The sequence below is a fragment of the Siphonobacter sp. BAB-5405 genome (assembly GCF_002872335.1).
GTDB lineage: Bacteria > Bacteroidota > Bacteroidia > Cytophagales > Spirosomataceae > Siphonobacter.
Genome location: NZ_NJAG01000002.1, coordinates 99,839 through 115,953, shown reverse-complemented (window position 1 = coordinate 115,953; position 16,115 = coordinate 99,839). Strand labels below are relative to the sequence as shown.

The 16,115-nt window shown below is 48.1% G+C and carries 12 protein-coding genes; 7 read left to right on the top strand and 5 right to left on the bottom strand.

Annotation, left to right across the window (positions count from 1 at the left end):
• Positions 1–51: 51 nt before the first annotated feature.
• Positions 52–2,877: a PQQ-dependent sugar dehydrogenase gene (locus BWI97_RS01560; protein WP_102199784.1), complete on the bottom strand. Its 2,826-nt coding sequence runs from the start codon at positions 2,875–2,877 to the stop codon at positions 52–54.
• A 272-nt stretch (positions 2,878–3,149) separates the two neighbouring features.
• Here BWI97_RS01560 and BWI97_RS01555 point away from each other — a divergent pair, with 272 nt between their 5' ends.
• The gene (locus tag BWI97_RS01555) at positions 3,150–3,860 is read left to right on the top strand and encodes an NUDIX domain-containing protein (protein WP_102199783.1); all 711 of its coding nucleotides are present in this window, start codon (positions 3,150–3,152) and stop codon (positions 3,858–3,860) included.
• 32 nt (positions 3,861–3,892) lie between these two features.
• Here BWI97_RS01555 and BWI97_RS01550 read toward each other — a convergent pair whose 3' ends face one another.
• On the bottom strand, positions 3,893–4,435 hold the full coding sequence (locus BWI97_RS01550; protein WP_146010838.1) for a TonB-dependent receptor plug domain-containing protein: 543 nt from the start codon (positions 4,433–4,435) through the stop codon (positions 3,893–3,895).
• A gap of 1,206 nt (positions 4,436–5,641) precedes the next feature.
• Positions 5,642–6,244 carry a hypothetical protein gene (locus BWI97_RS01545; protein ID WP_146010837.1) on the bottom strand — a complete coding sequence of 201 codons (603 nt, stop codon included), beginning with the start codon at positions 6,242–6,244 and terminating at the stop codon, positions 5,642–5,644.
• 299 nt (positions 6,245–6,543) lie between these two features.
• On the opposite strand from BWI97_RS01545, the gene BWI97_RS01540 reads away from it, so the two are divergent.
• The 4 genes from BWI97_RS01540 (at position 6,544) to miaA (ending at position 9,664) form a co-directional block, all read left to right on the top strand.
• Positions 6,544–7,086, top strand: a complete 543-nt coding sequence (locus BWI97_RS01540) for a ferritin-like domain-containing protein (RefSeq protein ID WP_094810426.1) — start codon at positions 6,544–6,546, stop codon at positions 7,084–7,086.
• Positions 7,087–7,197: 111 nt separating this feature from the next.
• Positions 7,198–7,815, top strand: a complete 618-nt coding sequence (locus BWI97_RS01535) for an LEA type 2 family protein (protein WP_094810323.1) — start codon at positions 7,198–7,200, stop codon at positions 7,813–7,815.
• 128 nt (positions 7,816–7,943) lie between these two features.
• Positions 7,944–8,717, top strand: coding sequence for a hypothetical protein (locus BWI97_RS01530; RefSeq protein WP_102199781.1), 774 nt, complete (start codon positions 7,944–7,946; stop codon positions 8,715–8,717).
• A 29-nt stretch (positions 8,718–8,746) separates the two neighbouring features.
• Positions 8,747–9,664 (top strand): tRNA (adenosine(37)-N6)-dimethylallyltransferase MiaA, encoded by a 918-nt coding sequence (gene miaA / locus BWI97_RS01525; protein ID WP_102199780.1) that lies wholly within the window; start codon positions 8,747–8,749, stop codon positions 9,662–9,664.
• A gap of 54 nt (positions 9,665–9,718) precedes the next feature.
• On the opposite strand, the gene BWI97_RS01520 is transcribed toward miaA, so the two are convergent.
• Together BWI97_RS01520 and pepT are read right to left on the bottom strand one after the other, a co-directional pair.
• Positions 9,719–10,552, bottom strand: coding sequence for a DUF3298 and DUF4163 domain-containing protein (locus BWI97_RS01520; protein WP_102199779.1), 834 nt, complete (start codon positions 10,550–10,552; stop codon positions 9,719–9,721).
• 123 nt (positions 10,553–10,675) lie between these two features.
• Positions 10,676–11,929, bottom strand: coding sequence for a peptidase T (gene pepT, locus BWI97_RS01515; RefSeq protein ID WP_102199778.1), 1,254 nt, complete (start codon positions 11,927–11,929; stop codon positions 10,676–10,678).
• A gap of 192 nt (positions 11,930–12,121) precedes the next feature.
• Between pepT and BWI97_RS01510 the strand changes: the two genes are divergently transcribed.
• Both BWI97_RS01510 and BWI97_RS01505 read left to right on the top strand, forming a co-directional pair.
• Entirely contained in the window at positions 12,122–13,402 is a 1,281-nt protein-coding gene (locus BWI97_RS01510) for a citrate synthase (protein ID WP_102199777.1), read from the top strand.
• Between the two features lie 425 nt (positions 13,403–13,827).
• Entirely contained in the window at positions 13,828–16,056 is a 2,229-nt protein-coding gene (locus tag BWI97_RS01505; protein WP_102199776.1) for an NADP-dependent malic enzyme, read from the top strand.
• The last annotated feature ends 59 nt before the right edge of the window (positions 16,057–16,115 follow it).

The window sequence follows — 16,115 nt, the reverse complement described above, 5'->3', positions numbered from 1 at the left end:
ACAAAAAATCCCGGTGACAAGCCGGGATTTTTTGTTAGTATAAAAAGGATCCTAATCCATAAACTTGATGGTCGAAACCGTCATCAGGGGTTGGATAGGTTTGGCTGTATCATTCTTGAAAACAAAGTACAAATCGTGTTGACCTTCCGTACTTTTCAGTTTCACGCGAACGGGGGGGCGGTAGAAGGGATCCCGTTTGGCAGGAACCTTACTGCCGGTCTTCGTCGTATCACCGGATTCGAGTTGGGCCATCACTTTTTCTACATCCACGGGGGGGGCCAGCGTTACTTTGGTTTCACCCAGCAGGGGTCCGGTTGGTGAATCCAGGTGCACTTCAATGGTACCACCCACATTTCCTTCACGATCCTGAACAGTCGCACCCATTTCCAATTGTTTCACGCCCGTCAGGTCAATGTTCTTGAAACCAATGAGTGCGTTGGCATAGGGGATTACGTTAGTACCCTTGCCCATGCCGCGTACTTTCAGGTCAGCACCCTGTACCACGGCCGCTTCGGAGGCATACATTTGCGGACTGTGCAGCACGATGAGTTGTTCGGACGTCAGCATCGGGATGGTCTTTGCATTGATTGTATTACCACGATCAGTATACGCTACGCGAACCAGCACGGAACCCCGGCCGTTATCATCCTTCGGAATTTCCGGGGTGTACTTGCCTTTGGTCGGTAGGGTGCTGTAGGTTTTGGTCGTGACATTGAGAATGTAATTGACAATCACATTCGCGTCCGCTACCGACATCGCCGGGTGACCGGGCATGGCTACCTCACCCCAAACGCCAACACCACCGTTCCGAATTTTCTGTACCAGGCGGTCTTTCTCTTTTTCATCACCTTTGTACTTGTTGGCAATATCCGTAAAGCTCGGACCTACTGATTTCGTACTTACCTGATGACAGACTTTACAATCACTCTGACTGATCAGCGTTTGAGCAACGGCGTACTGGGTCGAAGCATCTACACTCCGTTGACCCTGAATGACTTCCGCGTAATCAAATCCTTCTGACGTATAGTCCATACTTAGAGCTACCCGGGCCGGAGTGATTTTCCCGTCTGCCAGACTTCCATCTTCCTTGTCCGCCACGTTTACTTCATACTGAATCGGCTGATTCGGGAAGAAGAAAGTTTTGTTACCCATGAGATTGATGGCGACTGCCGGAGGTTCATTGCCAGCCGTAATTTTCACCGACTGACTATTCGACGCTCCCTTGGCATCCGTCACGGTAAGGGTTGCCGTGTACACACCCGCTTTGTCAAGCGTGAGGGATGGATTCGCGGTGGTAAATACCTTGGGTGTACCGCCCGCCGAACTTACCTTCCATTGATATTTCAGAGCGTCACCGTCATAGTCTTTGGTACCATCAGCCGAGAGCGTTAGCTTCAGCGGAACGGTTCCTCCTTTGGTACTGGCCGATGCCTGCACGATAGGTTTGCGGTTTCCACTGTTATACTCGATGCGGACCAGCCGGGCGTTGTCACTTTTGCGAAACCAGTTGCTCCCATACTCCAGCACGTACATATCACCCTCGGGACCAAACTTCATATCAATCGGTTCAACCGGATGGTAGCTGGGTAGTACCCGTTCCATCGACTGATAATCACCCTGTTCATTCATGGTGATGGCCATAATCCAACCCCGGGAAAAATCAGTAACAATCCACTTGCCTTCGTAATACGCGGGCCAGGGACGTTTCGCTCCCTTGAAGTCGGATTGATGATAGACCGGTCCACCAGTAGCACTTCGCGAACCCGTACCCACGAGTGGGAAGGTTTCCGAAACGCCGTAGGGATAGTAAATGAAGTTCGGAGCTACGGCAGGTAATTCTTTCAAACCCGTATTATTCGGCGAATTGTTCACCAGCCGTTGCGGGTCTTTCTTCGCCAGCGGTTTATTGTTTTCATAATCGTAAACCGGGAATGCCTGATCGTTCCCGACAAACCAGGGCCAGCCAAAGTTACCGGGCTTACGAGCCTGGTTTAGTTCGTCATAACCGCGTGGGCCAATTTCCGAGTCCTCCGTAGCATCCGGACCTACCTCTCCCCAGTACACGTAACCCGTTTTGCTATCCACCGAAATTCGCCAGGGGTTGCGGTGGCCCATCGAATAAATTTCCGGACGGGTTTGGGCGGTACCTTTGGGAAACAAGTTTCCGGCAGGAATGGTATACGTGCCGTTCGCTTCCGGGTGAATGCGAAGAATTTTTCCACGGAGGTCATTCGTATTTCCGGCGTGTCCCTGATCGTCCCAACTACTGCGACCGGGGCGTTCATCGGTTTGAGCCGCTTTCTGGTTTCCGGTATTATTACCGACGGTAAGGAAGAGGTTACCCGCTTTGTCCCAGGTCATACCTCCACCCGTGTGGCAGCATACTTCCCGTTGCGTCGGTACTTCGAGCAGTACTTTTTCGGAGTTTTCCTGCAAGTCATCTTCGCCCACTTTCCAGCGAGTCAGCAGGTGTTTGTGCTCAGTGGGGTGGGCGTAGTACAGATAGATCCAGTGGTTTTGAGCGAAGTTAGGATCCACGGTCATGCCCATCAGTCCTTCTTCGGCTTCGGTAACTTTCCCTTCCTTACTGGTGTACTTGGTGTTAACCGGAATCGTCGCGAGTAGATCTACCGATTTAGTTTTAGGGTTGTAGCGTTTCAGTCCACCTTTCCGTTCAATAATGAAAACGGTTCCATCTTTCATGACTTCAAACGTCATGGGTTCATCCAGATCTTCCACGACGGTTACGGGGGTGAACCGGCTTTCGTCGGGTTTGTCCTGAACGTGCGTGTCCCTGGAAATAAACGAAGCCAGGCCCGCTGCCAGAGCGAGTTGGGCAACCAGTGTAACCCGTCTATACGTACGGATTCGTTTCATAGATTTTGTCAGTTAAAATGCTGTTTAGAGTTAACAAATACTAGACTTGCGATCGGACGTTAATCGCTATTGAAAATGAATAGATAAGTAGTTTCGGAATAGAAAATTAGCTCTTTTTCGATCTACTTTTAATCAATAATGAAGCAAAGATTGACCCGTATCAAACTATTGTATCAATTCGATACAATAATGCAGGTTGCGATTTTTGTTTCCAATTATTTTAATGTATTCTTGGAAAAATTGTAGAAAATAAAGTTGGTATTGGAAGCACCATGAAGTTTGGCGAAAACTGTATTCCTCAAGTATCCATCGATTGCGTCGTTTTTGGTTTTCACGCTCATCAGTTGAAAGTCTTATTACTACGGGTTCGGAGTATGGAGTACTACGCACTGCCCGGAGGTTTTGTTGGGCAGGAAGAAGCTTTGGACGAAGCAGCCCAGCGTGTTTTGCAGGAGCGTACGGGACTAACCGAATTGTACCTCGAACAATTTTACACCTTCGGCCAACGCAATCGAGGTGAAATAGAGATGCAGCAAAAACTGGCTGAAGTGAATCAACTCAGTTCGGCAGAGTGGCTACAGAAGCGATTTATTTCAGTAGGCTATTACGCTCTGGTTGATTTTTCACTAGTGAAGGCAACACCCGATGAATTATCGGATAGCTGCGATTGGTACGACATCAATCAGCTACCTTTACTGATGATGGACCATCATCAGATGATACAGAAAGCTTTAGATACTTTACGTATTATGCTCGAATATAAACCTATCGCTTTCAATCTATTACCGGAAAATTTTACAATTGCTGAATTACAGCGGGTTTACGAAACCATTTTAGGAAAGGAACTGATTCGTACCAATTTTCAACGCAAGATCCTGAGTCTGGAAATACTGGAGCGTATTGAAAAAAAATATACGGGAGGGGCTCACAAAGCTCCGTATGTATACCGATTTAAATCCACAAAAAAACCGCATGAATCGTAGGCGATCCATGCGGTTTTTCTTTGACTGGAAAGTTACTTTTTAAGGGTAATCATAATCACGCCGTTCTTCGCTTTTTCCCCGTACTTTTCTACACCCTTGGCGTCTTTCAAAACATTGATGCTTTCAATTTTATCGGGACTGATCTTTTCAACGGATTGCTGATCCATTTCTTTTCCATCAACCAGATACAAAGCGGTGGGAAGTTCTGCTTTTTTCCCAGCCTTCGTACGAACGATTAAGATTCCATTCTCTGCCTTTGTCTTTCCTAATTTTTCGAGTAATTGAATAGGCTCTTTACCGGATTTGAAAACTTCAATAGAAGTGATATCGTCTGGAGATATCTTTTTTTCCAATTGTTCCGCGGTCCACTCTTTCCCATCCACAATAATTAATGGTGTATTCTTTCCAGTCAACTGGATCCGATTGGTGGCATTCGCTGATATACGACTGTCACCGTTTAACCGGATTTCCTTACCGGCACTGATCGGAGCAATGTCCGAACGCTTACTGCATGCACTCATCAGTAGGATACCAGCTACTACTAATATCGGAGAAATTCGCTGTAATGTATTCATAGCAAAAAAGTAAGGGTTTGAAAATGATTTAAAAGTTTGATTCCGAAATTTAAGGAGTAATTCCGAAATTTTCGGAATTGCGGTAATTTTTTTTATTGCTGGAAAAAAAAGGACGGATGCACCGTCGTAGAGTTGCAGGTTTACCCTGACTAATTAGTTTGAAAAATAGGGTTACGTAACAAGGGTAAAAATTCACTGGAAAGCCTGGGGTAGGAGCGTATCGGTCGATGAAAAGGCTGGAAAAGTAATCTGTATCACTGATCCTGAAATTGGACAAAACAAAGATTAGCTGTACAATAGTTAGACTAAGTTCTTCAAACAAGGGTATTCGTGAGGCAATAAAGGCTTACATTAAATCCGATGATAAACCTTTATGTCTTTTGTTATAGATAGGCAAGGGAAAGTTATAAAATGAGAATACCGCGAGAATCGTTTATACGGACCAAATCCCGGATAGAAACGCTCTATCGAAATCTCAGCGACATGGTTTGATTGAGGTTTGGGTCTTGAGATTCAGTGGTTCGTGGGAGGTATGAAAAAGGTATCGCGTCTTAGTCTGGTCGAGCCGGATCTAAAGCGTCATCGTGTCTGAGTACACTTTCTAAAAGAGTAGCGGAGTTCGGCGATAGTTTGACTAGCTTCCATGGAAGAGACATCCGGGTGTTGCTGCATAGCGGAGGCAGGGTCAATCTCTATCGGATTCCTTCGGCGTTGGGGTGCTCGACTGAACAGAAAAGGGCGACGAGTGGAAGTTCCAAACGTGTTTACTAGAGTGTAGTTTCTAAGGAGCCTGTTCCATAGTTCTGTTTTAAATGAGGAAGGCAGATCGAAACCTCGTCGCCGATTGGTACCGGTTAAGAAGCTTTCGGCTGTGCGGGAAAATCGCTTTTGCTTGCCTTGTATCCCCTCAGCTTTTATACGGAGCTAGGATGCTACTCAGGGGTGAGTACTCGCTTAGGAAAGGGGGCCGGTTGTAGAGACCGACTGGTGCAGGTTTCCAATTCTGCACCAGTCACAATCATACAGGAAGCTGCTTAGCTGCCGCCTCTCCAGTTTAATGTCACTAGCTCTGCATGTCATTCCCAAATTCTTCTGCTGGGATGGCTTAATCTGACAAGGCAGTTATTAATTATTGTGTATTTAATAATTATGATATAATACAATTATTGCATAGTAAGTAAATGTATAAAACTTGTAGTATATAAATTATTTTGAATAATGTAAGGTGACTTGATGGAAGCGTTTGGTAAACCGATCGACGGCATTCCAGCAGGCAGCAGTGGAGCGTTGATTGACCGCAGACTGTGTAATGCCCAGCATACCTGATATAGTGACTTCCGTATGCCCTAGTAACTTTAAATACATAATGTCAGCCTGTGGTCCTGTCCAGCGGCTGACGATGGTTTCAAGCAGTACCAGACCGGTATTCAACTCGTCGTCGAAAGCCTTCCAGGGCGATTTTACTTCCACGCGATTGGGATGTTTTTTCATACCCGTTATAAGTTGCTCCGAAGCCTGGAAAGCCTCACCGTCGGATTCGCCAACGTTCGGGGAGCGGTAGGTGATGGTACCCATACCTATGGAAATGCGGGCATCGAGTGATTGGCCCGAGTAGAAGTCACTCTTCAGATACGCCCGAATCAACAGGGCTACGCGTAAGGACTCGGCGGGGGTATCGACAATCCCCAGAAAGCGATCGCCACGAAAGACTTCAAAGGGTAACTTTAAGTTTAATGGATTCTTTCCACCCAGGCGATGAAAGAGATCCTCCAGGTTTTTCTGAAGCTTTTTACGTTCGGGAATTTTCAAGGTTGTAGAATCAATCACCTCACCTGATAATACAGCAGCTATCTTCATTGATCGTTATTTTCCCTCAAATATAAGATAATAAGCTTATTAATGAAAATTATTAGTATTTAAACTAATAAAACTAAAATATTAGATTTAATACTAATAATACGCCAATTGAAGATGAGAAGATGAATAGTGATCTCCAATCTTATTTATGACGTATAGAGGACCGTTGCAAAGAAATCCCCATCCATAGACACTTCTCTACAGGTACGATTTTCTTTGCCTACGAGCTGTCAAACAAACCTATGATTGTCATGAAAACCACGAAAAAAAACAATGTAGCCTCGGTTTCTGAACAAGATTCTCCTGCTTTAAAAGAACTTTTCGTTGATGGCTTAAAAGATATTTACTGGGCCGAAAAGCACCTGGCGAAAGCCTTAACCAAACTTGCGAAAGCAGCCACGTCTTCTGATTTGAAAACGGCCTTTGAAACCCACAAACAAGAAACCGAAGTACACGTGGAACGGCTGGAGAAAGTATTTTCCATGATCGAGGTAAAAGCAGTAGCCAAGAAATGTGAAGCCATGGAAGGGCTCATCAAGGAAAGCGAAACCATTACCGAAGAAACTGAAAAAGGTACGATGGTTCGTGATTGTGGCCTGATCATGGCAGCTCAGAAAGTAGAGCACTACGAAATTGCGAGCTACGGCAGTCTGCGTACGCTGGCCGAAAAATTAGGTTACCCTGAAGTAGCGGATCTGCTCCAGACGACTCTCAATGAAGAGGGAGAGACCGATAAAAAGCTGACCGTTATTGCCGAAGAGTACGTGAACGAACAAGCTGCGACTGAAGCGTAATAGTAAATTATTTTTTAATACAATATATATTGTATATACAAAAAGCGGTATCCTCCAAGGTATCGCTTTTTCGTTTACTTTTGTCCCACACGAACAGCGTTATCTACTTCCATGAAAAAGGTTATTCTATGGTGCTCGCTTCTGGCGGCGGCCGTAAGTTTAAGTCATTGCGGCGTTAACAAGCAAATTGCCGAGGCCAAAGCCCTGGGGAATTGCCGATACGACATCGTTTCTGCCGACAGCATTTTCCTGGCCGGCATTCCGGTCCGCGAGCTGAAAAGCTTTGAAGCTTTAAACCCCTTAAAATACCCGCAATTAAGTGCGGCATTGCTTCGCCAGAATGTACCCCTGGATGCTCGGGTCAATCTGGATATTCGGAATCCTTCGGGAAAACTGGCGGGTATCAATCAGCTTGAGTACAAAGTTCTGTTGACTGGGCAGGAACTGGCCACGGGTTATATCAACCAGCGGATTGCGGTAGCTCCGGGCGGTCGTACGACGATTCCCATTCACGTATCGGCTAATGCTTTTCAGTTATTGTCAGACGCCAAGACGCGGGACTCGTTCATTCAGTTCGTGCAGAACCTGGCGGGTAACAAGTCAAGCCAGCCCAGTAAACTAACCATTCGAATCAAACCTACGCTGTCCTTGGGTAACAAGCAGGTGAACTATCCCGGTTACATAACCATCGACCAGGAAGTAACGAATAAAATTCTGGTAGGCCGCTGATCGGTCTGATCATCCAGCTAACGAAAGGGTAGAGCCAGGCTCTGCCCTTTTGTGTATCTATTAAAGCGAAGCAACGTGACCATGAATCGTAGGTTTTAGAAAGCTTTCAAAACTTTCTGCAAGAGACAATGCCCCAGGAGAACTGGCAGAAAGTTGATGAAGTGATCTATGAAAATCAAACCCGCCGACTAGCCGTAGCCTTACGGACGGAAGCAGATCCAATTGTACTTTTACAAGATTCTGAACGGTACGAAACCCGCGGCTGGCAGTTGGTTCAGCTCTGGGAAGACGTGTGGGTGACGCAACGAACCCTGGTTGAAAGTCGCCTGAAATCATTAGTCGGTATTTCACAACGCATTCCCGCCCGACTGACGCTTATTCAGCCCTTAACACCCGCTTTTTTTCAGGAATTTTTATCCCAGAATCATTTGCAAATTCCAGTGAAATGTGCGTTTCGATACGGCTTATTTTTGAAGGAAATGCATCAGAATGAATCGTTCTTGAACGACCCTACGATTGTTAACGGTTGTGTAGCCGTAGCCGGATTTGGTCCCGTACGGCCCATGCCAAGTCGGGGTGATGACTATTATTCGGGCGAGTTAATTCGCTTTGCCAATGTGCGAAATCATACGGTAGTGGGGGGGCTGGATAAACTACTGAAAGCCTTTTTAGTGGAACATCCCATGCAGGATCTAATGACCTACGCGGACCGTGACTGGTCGACGGGGAAAAGCTACGAACGACTGGGATTTGAACGCGTCAGTACCACGCCGCCGCAGGAACTCTGGCTCGATCCTGACACGTTTCTACGCCACTATCCGCACCGAGTCAAAGACGAAAAACCCAGTCACTGGCGTTCGATTTTTAATACGGGAAATTACAAATACATCAAAAAACTCTAGCCGTCGTTTCGACGCATGGAATGGTTTGTATGCATACACCAATTGTAGTGCTAGGCCCTACGGCCTCTGGTAAAACCAGATTGGCCGTAGCCTTAGCCACGGAATTTGAAGGAGAAATTATTAGCGTTGATTCAAGGCAGGTATACCGAACTATGGACATTGGAACGGGAAAAGATCTGTCTGAGTACGGCACGATTCCCTATCATCTGATTGATATTATTGAGGCCGGTAAGGTGTATAATCTGTACGCATTTCAGAAGGATTTTAAAGTCGTATATGATGAAATGCAGAGCCGTAATAAACGACCCATCTTATGCGGAGGTACGGGGTTGTATCTGGAAGCGGTTCTGAAAAACCACGCGTTTACTGCCATTCCCAATGATCCGGAATTGCGAGAGCAGTTAAGTACGAAAAGCGATGAAGCCCTGCGTGAACACTTTCAGCAACTCGATTCGCCGTATCACGCCGTAGCTGATTTGTCGACGCGTAAACGTACCCTGCGAGCCATTGAAATTGCGACGTACCTGCAGCAATTTCCCTTCGCTATTTCCATAGAAAAACCCGCGTTGAATCCGCTGGTACTGGGTCTAAATCCGCCGGTTGAAATTCGGCGGGAGCGAATTACCAAACGCTTACACGAGCGTTTGCAAAACGGCATGATTGAAGAAGTACAGGGCTTACTGGATCAGGGAATCGCGGCAGACCAGTTAATCTACTACGGTCTGGAATATAAATTCATTACGGAATACTTGTCCGGCGTCTGGGCCTATGAAACCATGGTCGAACGACTCAATGTAGCGATTCACCAATATGCTAAACGGCAAATGACCTTCTTTCGGAAAATGGAACGCGATGGCTTACGCATTCATTGGCTAACGGGCTCTTTTGAAGAACAGTTACTACAGGCCCGGCAGTGGGTGGAAGAAAAAAAGAATTGGATCGATTAAGGCTTTTATCCCGGTGGGAATACCCTGATCGATCCGATTCTATAAACCTAATCCTTACTTAACGAAGGACTTTAAAACACCGTCAGTATTGATAATGGATTTCAATTCGGCATACGGAATCAATAGCTCCGTGGGCCCTTCGGCGTAGGCTTTAATTTCGTACGGGTTGTAGCGAAACAATAAGCCTTCCGGACGAATACTGAAATTATCGTTCAGGGCAAAGGCATTGTTTTCAAAAAAGTATTTTTCACCGTACGGATCACCTGCTTTCAGGCCTTCCTGTGTACGGAATAATTTCTCCGCCGTGGCCGCTAAGGTCTTCTCATAACCGGGCTTAAATAATTCGTTCAAGGTTAGTTGATGTCCTTTGGGAGTCAGGTTTACGTAGACCAGATTCGTGTTGGGGTGAGCACCGCCCGAGTAGTTGTACGTGAGCGTAGCCGCAGCGATAAACTGGGGCGTTTGGTGGAGAACCTGCGTCCGGATATCCGTTTCCCAGGCACTGCCCATGACGGGCTCATTGGGGAAGCGTTTCCGCTGATCGGCAATGAACGTATCGAAATCTTTGACGAAATCCTGAACGACCTGCGTAGGGGAAGCCTTCGCCTGAGCGGCCGTAGCATCGGGATTGTCGAGGTAGCCCGAGGCCGCTACCGCGTGTCGGAGAAGCGAATCCGTCAGGACCTGATTGCCTTCAAAAACCGGGTAGGTGAACTGAGCACGGGCACACAGCGAGTCGGGGCGTACACAAAGCTGACTGCGAACGGAATCGCCCTTGATGGTGTACGCAAGGGTATCAGCTCCAGCGGCCGATTGTTGCTCCGGTTTTTTCGATTCACAGGCCGCTAACAGCAGCAACAGGGGGAAGAAAAGGGAAACTTGTTTCATGACTAGAAAAGGGGATTGGGAATACAAGACTACCGAATTCAAAAAAAGGATGCAAGCAAAAAGAATCGGGATTGATTGTTAAGCAACCCCCTTCTCCAGAAACCAGAGAAGGGGGCGGGGCACTTAGGCTTTCTCTGCCCAGATCTGAGCAAGGTTAACGATAACTTCCACGGCTTTCTCCATATCCTGCCGGGACACCCATTCGTGACGAGAGTGAAACGCGTGTTCGCCTGCGAAAATGTTGGGGCAGGGCAGTCCCATAAAGGAAAGCCGCGAGCCGTCCGTACCTCCCCGGATGCTCATTTGCCGGGCGGCAATACCGCTGCGTTCGATGGCTTCCACCGCGTACTGAGCTACCTGTGGATATTGATCGAGTACCTCTTTCATATTGCGGTACTGTTCAACCACCTGGATAGCCGCCGTTGAATTCGGGTACTGAGCCAGTACTTCCTCGGTCAGTTGTTTCAGAAAGGCTTCCTTTTCGTGCAGACCCGCTTCGGCAAAATCCCGAATAATGAGTTCTACTTCGGCTTCCTCCACGGTACCGTGCAGATAGGTAGGGTGTACGAAACCCTCTTTGTCTTCGGTCGTTTCCGGAGAGAGGCGATCCTTGGGTAAGCGGGCTATCAGCTCCGAGGCGATTTTAATGGCACTTTCCATACGGCCTTTGGCAAAGCCGGGGTGCTGACTTACGCCCTGAATGCGAATATGCACGGCGTCGGCCGAGAAGGTTTCGTCTTCCAGCGAGCCCAGCGTTTCGCCGTCGATGGTATAGCCGAAATCCGCACCCAGTTTTTCCAGGTCCACCTTGGCCGTACCCCGACCGATTTCTTCGTCGGGCGTAAAAAGGATTTTTATCGTTCCGTGTTCGAGTTCGGGATGGGAAATCAGGTAATGCACCGCATCCATGATTTCAGCCACACCGGCCTTATTGTCCGCTCCGAGCAGCGTGGTTCCGGAAGCCGTGATGAGGTCGTTTCCGATCTGGTCTTTCAGGTCGGGATGATCGCTCATGCGGATGATCTGGGCAGGATCGTCGGGTAGTACCAGATCCGAACCGTCGTAGCGGGTATGAACGATAGGCTTCACGTTCGCCCCTGAACAATCGGGTGAGGTATCCACGTGCGAGCAGAAGCAAATCACGGGAACGCCCGTTTTGGCGGTGGTGGCGGGCAGCGTCGCGTACACATAGCCATAAGCGTCGAGTTCGACCTCCGTAACACCCATCTGCTGCAATTCCTGCACCAGTACGCGACTCAAGTCTTTTTGCTTTTCGGTCGAAGGGTAAGTCTCGGAATGCGGATCAGACTGGGTGTCGATCTGTACGTAACGCAAAAAACGTTCGGTTACGGTAAAAGAATAAGGACTTAAAGGCATTGATAGTCAAACGAATAAAGGTTTTGTACAAAACAATATAGCAAATTAGCAAGTTTTTTTGGGGAATGAAGGCGGCTTTTTTCCCGCATTCAAATTTATTTTTGTGCCGGGTGAAGGGTTTTTGTGTATTTTCGCTGTCATCAAAACGTTGCCTCTCCTCATACTGGCCGTTGCCAAACAAATTTTTGCTTTATGTCTGATTTTGCAGAACTCTCCGTAGAAGGTAAGAAGGTTCAACTTCCCATTGTCGTTGGAACTGAGGCTGAAAAAGCCGTAGATATTAGTAAACTCCGCGATGAAACGGGTTTCGTCACGCTGGATTCCGGGTACAAAAATACCGGAGCAACCAAAAGTGCGATTACTTTTCTGGACGGTGAAAAAGGTATTCTGAATTATCGTGGATACAGTATTGAAGATTTAGCGGCGAAAGCGACTTTTCTCGAGGTCGCTTATTTGCTTATTTACGGGGAGTTACCCACCCAGGAGCAATACGCTGAGTTTGAAGACTCCATCCGTCGCCACACGATTGTAAACGAAGGCGTACGGGCCATTTTCGATAATTTCCCCGTAAACGCTCACCCGATGGCTACGTTGTCATCGCTGGTAAGTGCCCTGAGTGCGTTCTATCCGGATTCATACGACGAAAAAGGAAAAGACGATCGTCACATCATTCGTTTGCTGGCCAAGTTGCCGACCATCGCTTCCTGGAGCTATAAGAAAGCTCAGGGACACCCGGTGAACTACCCCAAAAACGATCTCGACTACTGCTCGAACTTCCTGAACATGATGTTCTCGCTGCCTGTTGAGAAATACGAGGTAGATCCCGTGGTTGCTTCGGCGTTAAATACATTACTGATTCTGCACGCGGATCACGAACAAAACTGCTCAACGTCAACGGTACGTCTGGTAGGTTCTTCGCAGGCGAACCTGTACTCGTCGATCTCTGCTGGCATCAGTGCCCTGTGGGGACCCCTGCACGGTGGTGCGAACCAGGAAGTAATCGAAATGCTGGAAGCCATCAAGGCCGACGGTGGCGATGTAAGCAAGTATATCGACATGGCAAAGAATGCCAAGACGACGGGCTTCCGTCTGTTTGGTTTCGGCCACCGGGTGTACAAAAACTTCGACCCCCGGGCCAAGATCATCAAGAAAGCAGCCGACGACGTGCTGACGAAACTGGGCGTGAATGATCCCGTACTGGAAATCGCCAAAGGACTCGAAGAGGCCGCTCTGAACGACGAATACTTCGTAGCTCGCAAGCTGTACCCGAACGTCGATTTCTATTCCGGAATCATCTACCGGGCCCTCGGTATCCCGACCAATATGTTTACGGTGATGTTCGCCATTGGCCGTCTGCCGGGCTGGATTGCTCAGTGGAAAGAAATGCGGGCGATGAAAGAACCCATCGGTCGTCCCCGGCAGATTTACACGGGAGCTACCCTGCGTGATTTCGTTCCCATGGAACAACGCTAGTTACTGAATTTTCAAAATGTGGGCACCGTCCCACATTTTTTATGCTTTTTACTTTTTCATGGCTTTTATGGGAAAGGCTTTCTCGGTTCGGGAAAGCCTTCTTTGATTTCCGGGTGCAAAGTCGGGTAGCCTGCCTGAATACGCACGGCCAAATTTTTGAAAAGTCATTCCGCTGAAATTCCAAAGGTTGTTTTGGCCTGTGTCGGTACAGTGTTTTACGGGCCAATTGTATTCTTAAAACCACCAAATGCACTTTTTTAAGGCATTGAACGGGGGGAGAAAGAATGCAAAAATTTCAAACCGCCCAGCGGACAAATCTAGTACCTTAGCGGTTTAAGGCGTCTGTATAAAGCAATCGGAAGACGCTCATTCAACAACAAACGTAGTAATGGAAGAGAAAAAAAAATCTTCGCCGTCAGGACGCTCTGGATTATCACTCCAAGGGTCGTCCGGGAAAAATTGAAGTAGTTACGACGAAAGAAACAGCCACGCAACGCGATCTTTCTCTGGCGTATTCGCCGGGAGTAGCCGAGCCCTGTCTGGCCATTGCCGAAAATCCGGAAGATGTTTATAAATACACCGCCAAGGGAAATCTGGTGGCGGTAATTTCCAACGGTACGGCCGTGCTGGGGCTGGGCGATATTGGTCCGGAAGCCGGCAAACCCGTGATGGAAGGAAAAGGTCTGCTATTCAAAATCTACGCGGACATTGACGTTTTCGACATTGAACTCAATACCAAAGACGTCGATGAGTTTGTTCGGACGGTAAAAATTCTCGAACCTACCTTCGGAGGCGTGAACCTGGAGGACATCAAGGCTCCGGAATGTTTTGAAATCGAAGATCGGTTGCGGAAGGAGTTGAAAATTCCGGTAATGCACGACGATCAGCACGGTACGGCCATCATCTCTGGTGCGGCTCTGCTGAATGCTCTGGAAATCGTTGGGAAGAATATTCAGGACGCCAAATTCATTGTGAGTGGAGCCGGAGCTGCGGCTATTTCCTGTACCCAGATGTACGTACAACTGGGAGCCCGCAAAGAAAACATCACCATGTTCGACAAGGACGGCGTGATTTGTCTGGAGCGTACCAACCTGTTTGGCAAGCAAAAGGATTTTGCCGTTCCAACGCATATCACGATGGCTGAGGCCATTAAAGGTGCCGACGTATTCATCGGACTGAGTGCGGCAAACGTGCTTTCGCAGGACATGATACGCAGCATGGCGGACAATCCAATTGTATTCGCGATGGCGAACCCGACACCGGAAATCAGCTACGAAGACGCTACCGCCGCTCGTCCGGATATCATCATGGCCACCGGACGCAGTGATTATCCCAACCAGGTGAACAACGTACTCGGTTTCCCCTTCATTTTCCGGGGTGCCCTCGACGTACGGGCTACGGGCATCAATGAAGCCATGAAAATGGCCGCTACGTACGCTCTGGCCGAACTGGCAAAAGAACCCGTCCCCGATATTGTCAATATCGCTTACAACGAAAAGAATCTAACCTTTGGCCGGACGTACATCATTCCGAAGCCCATGGACCCTCGTTTGCTGACGACGGTAGCTCCGGCCGTGGCGAAAGCCGCGATGGAATCAGGACTGGCGACGCAACCCATTGAAGACTGGGAAGCTTACGAACAGGTACTGGCGAAACGCCTCGGTCAGGACAACCAGTTGACGCGGGCCATTGTCAACAAAGCCAAAAAGGATCCCAAGAAAGTTGTATTTGCCGATGCCGAAAGTCAGACGGTACTCAAAGCCGTACAGCAGGTCTACGACGATGGCATTTGCGAACCGATTCTGTTAGGAAATCGGGCCCGGATCGAAAAAATGATCAAAGAAGACCGACTGGAGCTGGAAGGTGTACAGATCATTGATCCGAAAGCTGACGACGTACAGCCACTAGCTCGCGAATTTGCGAATGCCTACTACGAAAAACGGAAACGCCGGGGCGTAAGTCCCGCCGATGCCGAACAGATCATGCTGCGTCGGACGTATTTCGGAGCCATGATGGTGGAAACGGGTAAGGCCGATTGTCTGATTTCGGGTTTGACGCGGAACTATCCGGATACCGTTCGCCCGGCTCTTCAGGTGATTGGACGGCAGGAAGGCATCAAGAAGGTATCAGGTATGTACATCCTGCTTACCAAAAAGGGCCCTCTGTTCCTTTCTGATACGACGGTAAACTTTAATCCTTCGGTAACTGAACTGGTAGAGATTGCTGAACTAACGGCGATCTCCGTGGAAAGTCTGGGTATTAAGCCCCGCATCGCGTTATTGACGTATTCCAACTACGGTACCGCTGATGGGGAAGACGCTGAGAAAATGCGGCAGGCGACGGCCATTCTACGCGGTAAACATCCTGACTGGGTGGTAGAAGGGGAAATGCAGGCTCACCTGGCCTTTAATACAGAATTGGTGAAGCAACAGTATCCCTTCTCTGATTTAGCCGAAGAAGGAGCAAACGTGCTTATTTTCCCGAACCTCTCGGCGGCGAACATTGCTTACAACTTATTGAAAGAAGTCGGCGAACTCGAATACATCGGTCCCGTACTCCTGGGTCTGAAGAAACCCGTACACGTCCTACAGTTAGGAAGTACGGTTCGTGAGATCGTTAACATGGTAGCGATTGCCGTGGCTCAGGCTCAATAATTTTGATTGTATTTAGGAACGGGGTGATGATCCAACGCGTCACCCCGTTTTATTCCAAC

Bases quoted from the DNA above. Each gene is read 5' to 3' on its own strand.
- BWI97_RS01560 (WP_102199784.1), bottom strand. From the start codon at position 2,877: ATGAAACGAATCCGTACGTATAGACGGGTTACACTGGTTGCCCAACTC.
- BWI97_RS01555 (WP_102199783.1), top strand. From the start codon at position 3,150: ATGAAGTTTGGCGAAAACTGTATTCCTCAAGTATCCATCGATTGCGTC.
- BWI97_RS01550 (WP_146010838.1), bottom strand. From the start codon at position 4,435: ATGAATACATTACAGCGAATTTCTCCGATATTAGTAGTAGCTGGTATC.
- BWI97_RS01540 (WP_094810426.1), top strand. From the start codon at position 6,544: ATGAAAACCACGAAAAAAAACAATGTAGCCTCGGTTTCTGAACAAGAT.
- BWI97_RS01535 (WP_094810323.1), top strand. From the start codon at position 7,198: ATGAAAAAGGTTATTCTATGGTGCTCGCTTCTGGCGGCGGCCGTAAGT.
- BWI97_RS01530 (WP_102199781.1), top strand. From the start codon at position 7,944: ATGCCCCAGGAGAACTGGCAGAAAGTTGATGAAGTGATCTATGAAAAT.
- miaA (WP_102199780.1), top strand. From the start codon at position 8,747: ATGCATACACCAATTGTAGTGCTAGGCCCTACGGCCTCTGGTAAAACC.
- BWI97_RS01520 (WP_102199779.1), bottom strand. From the start codon at position 10,552: ATGAAACAAGTTTCCCTTTTCTTCCCCCTGTTGCTGCTGTTAGCGGCC.
- pepT (WP_102199778.1), bottom strand. From the start codon at position 11,929: ATGCCTTTAAGTCCTTATTCTTTTACCGTAACCGAACGTTTTTTGCGT.
- BWI97_RS01510 (WP_102199777.1), top strand. From the start codon at position 12,122: ATGTCTGATTTTGCAGAACTCTCCGTAGAAGGTAAGAAGGTTCAACTT.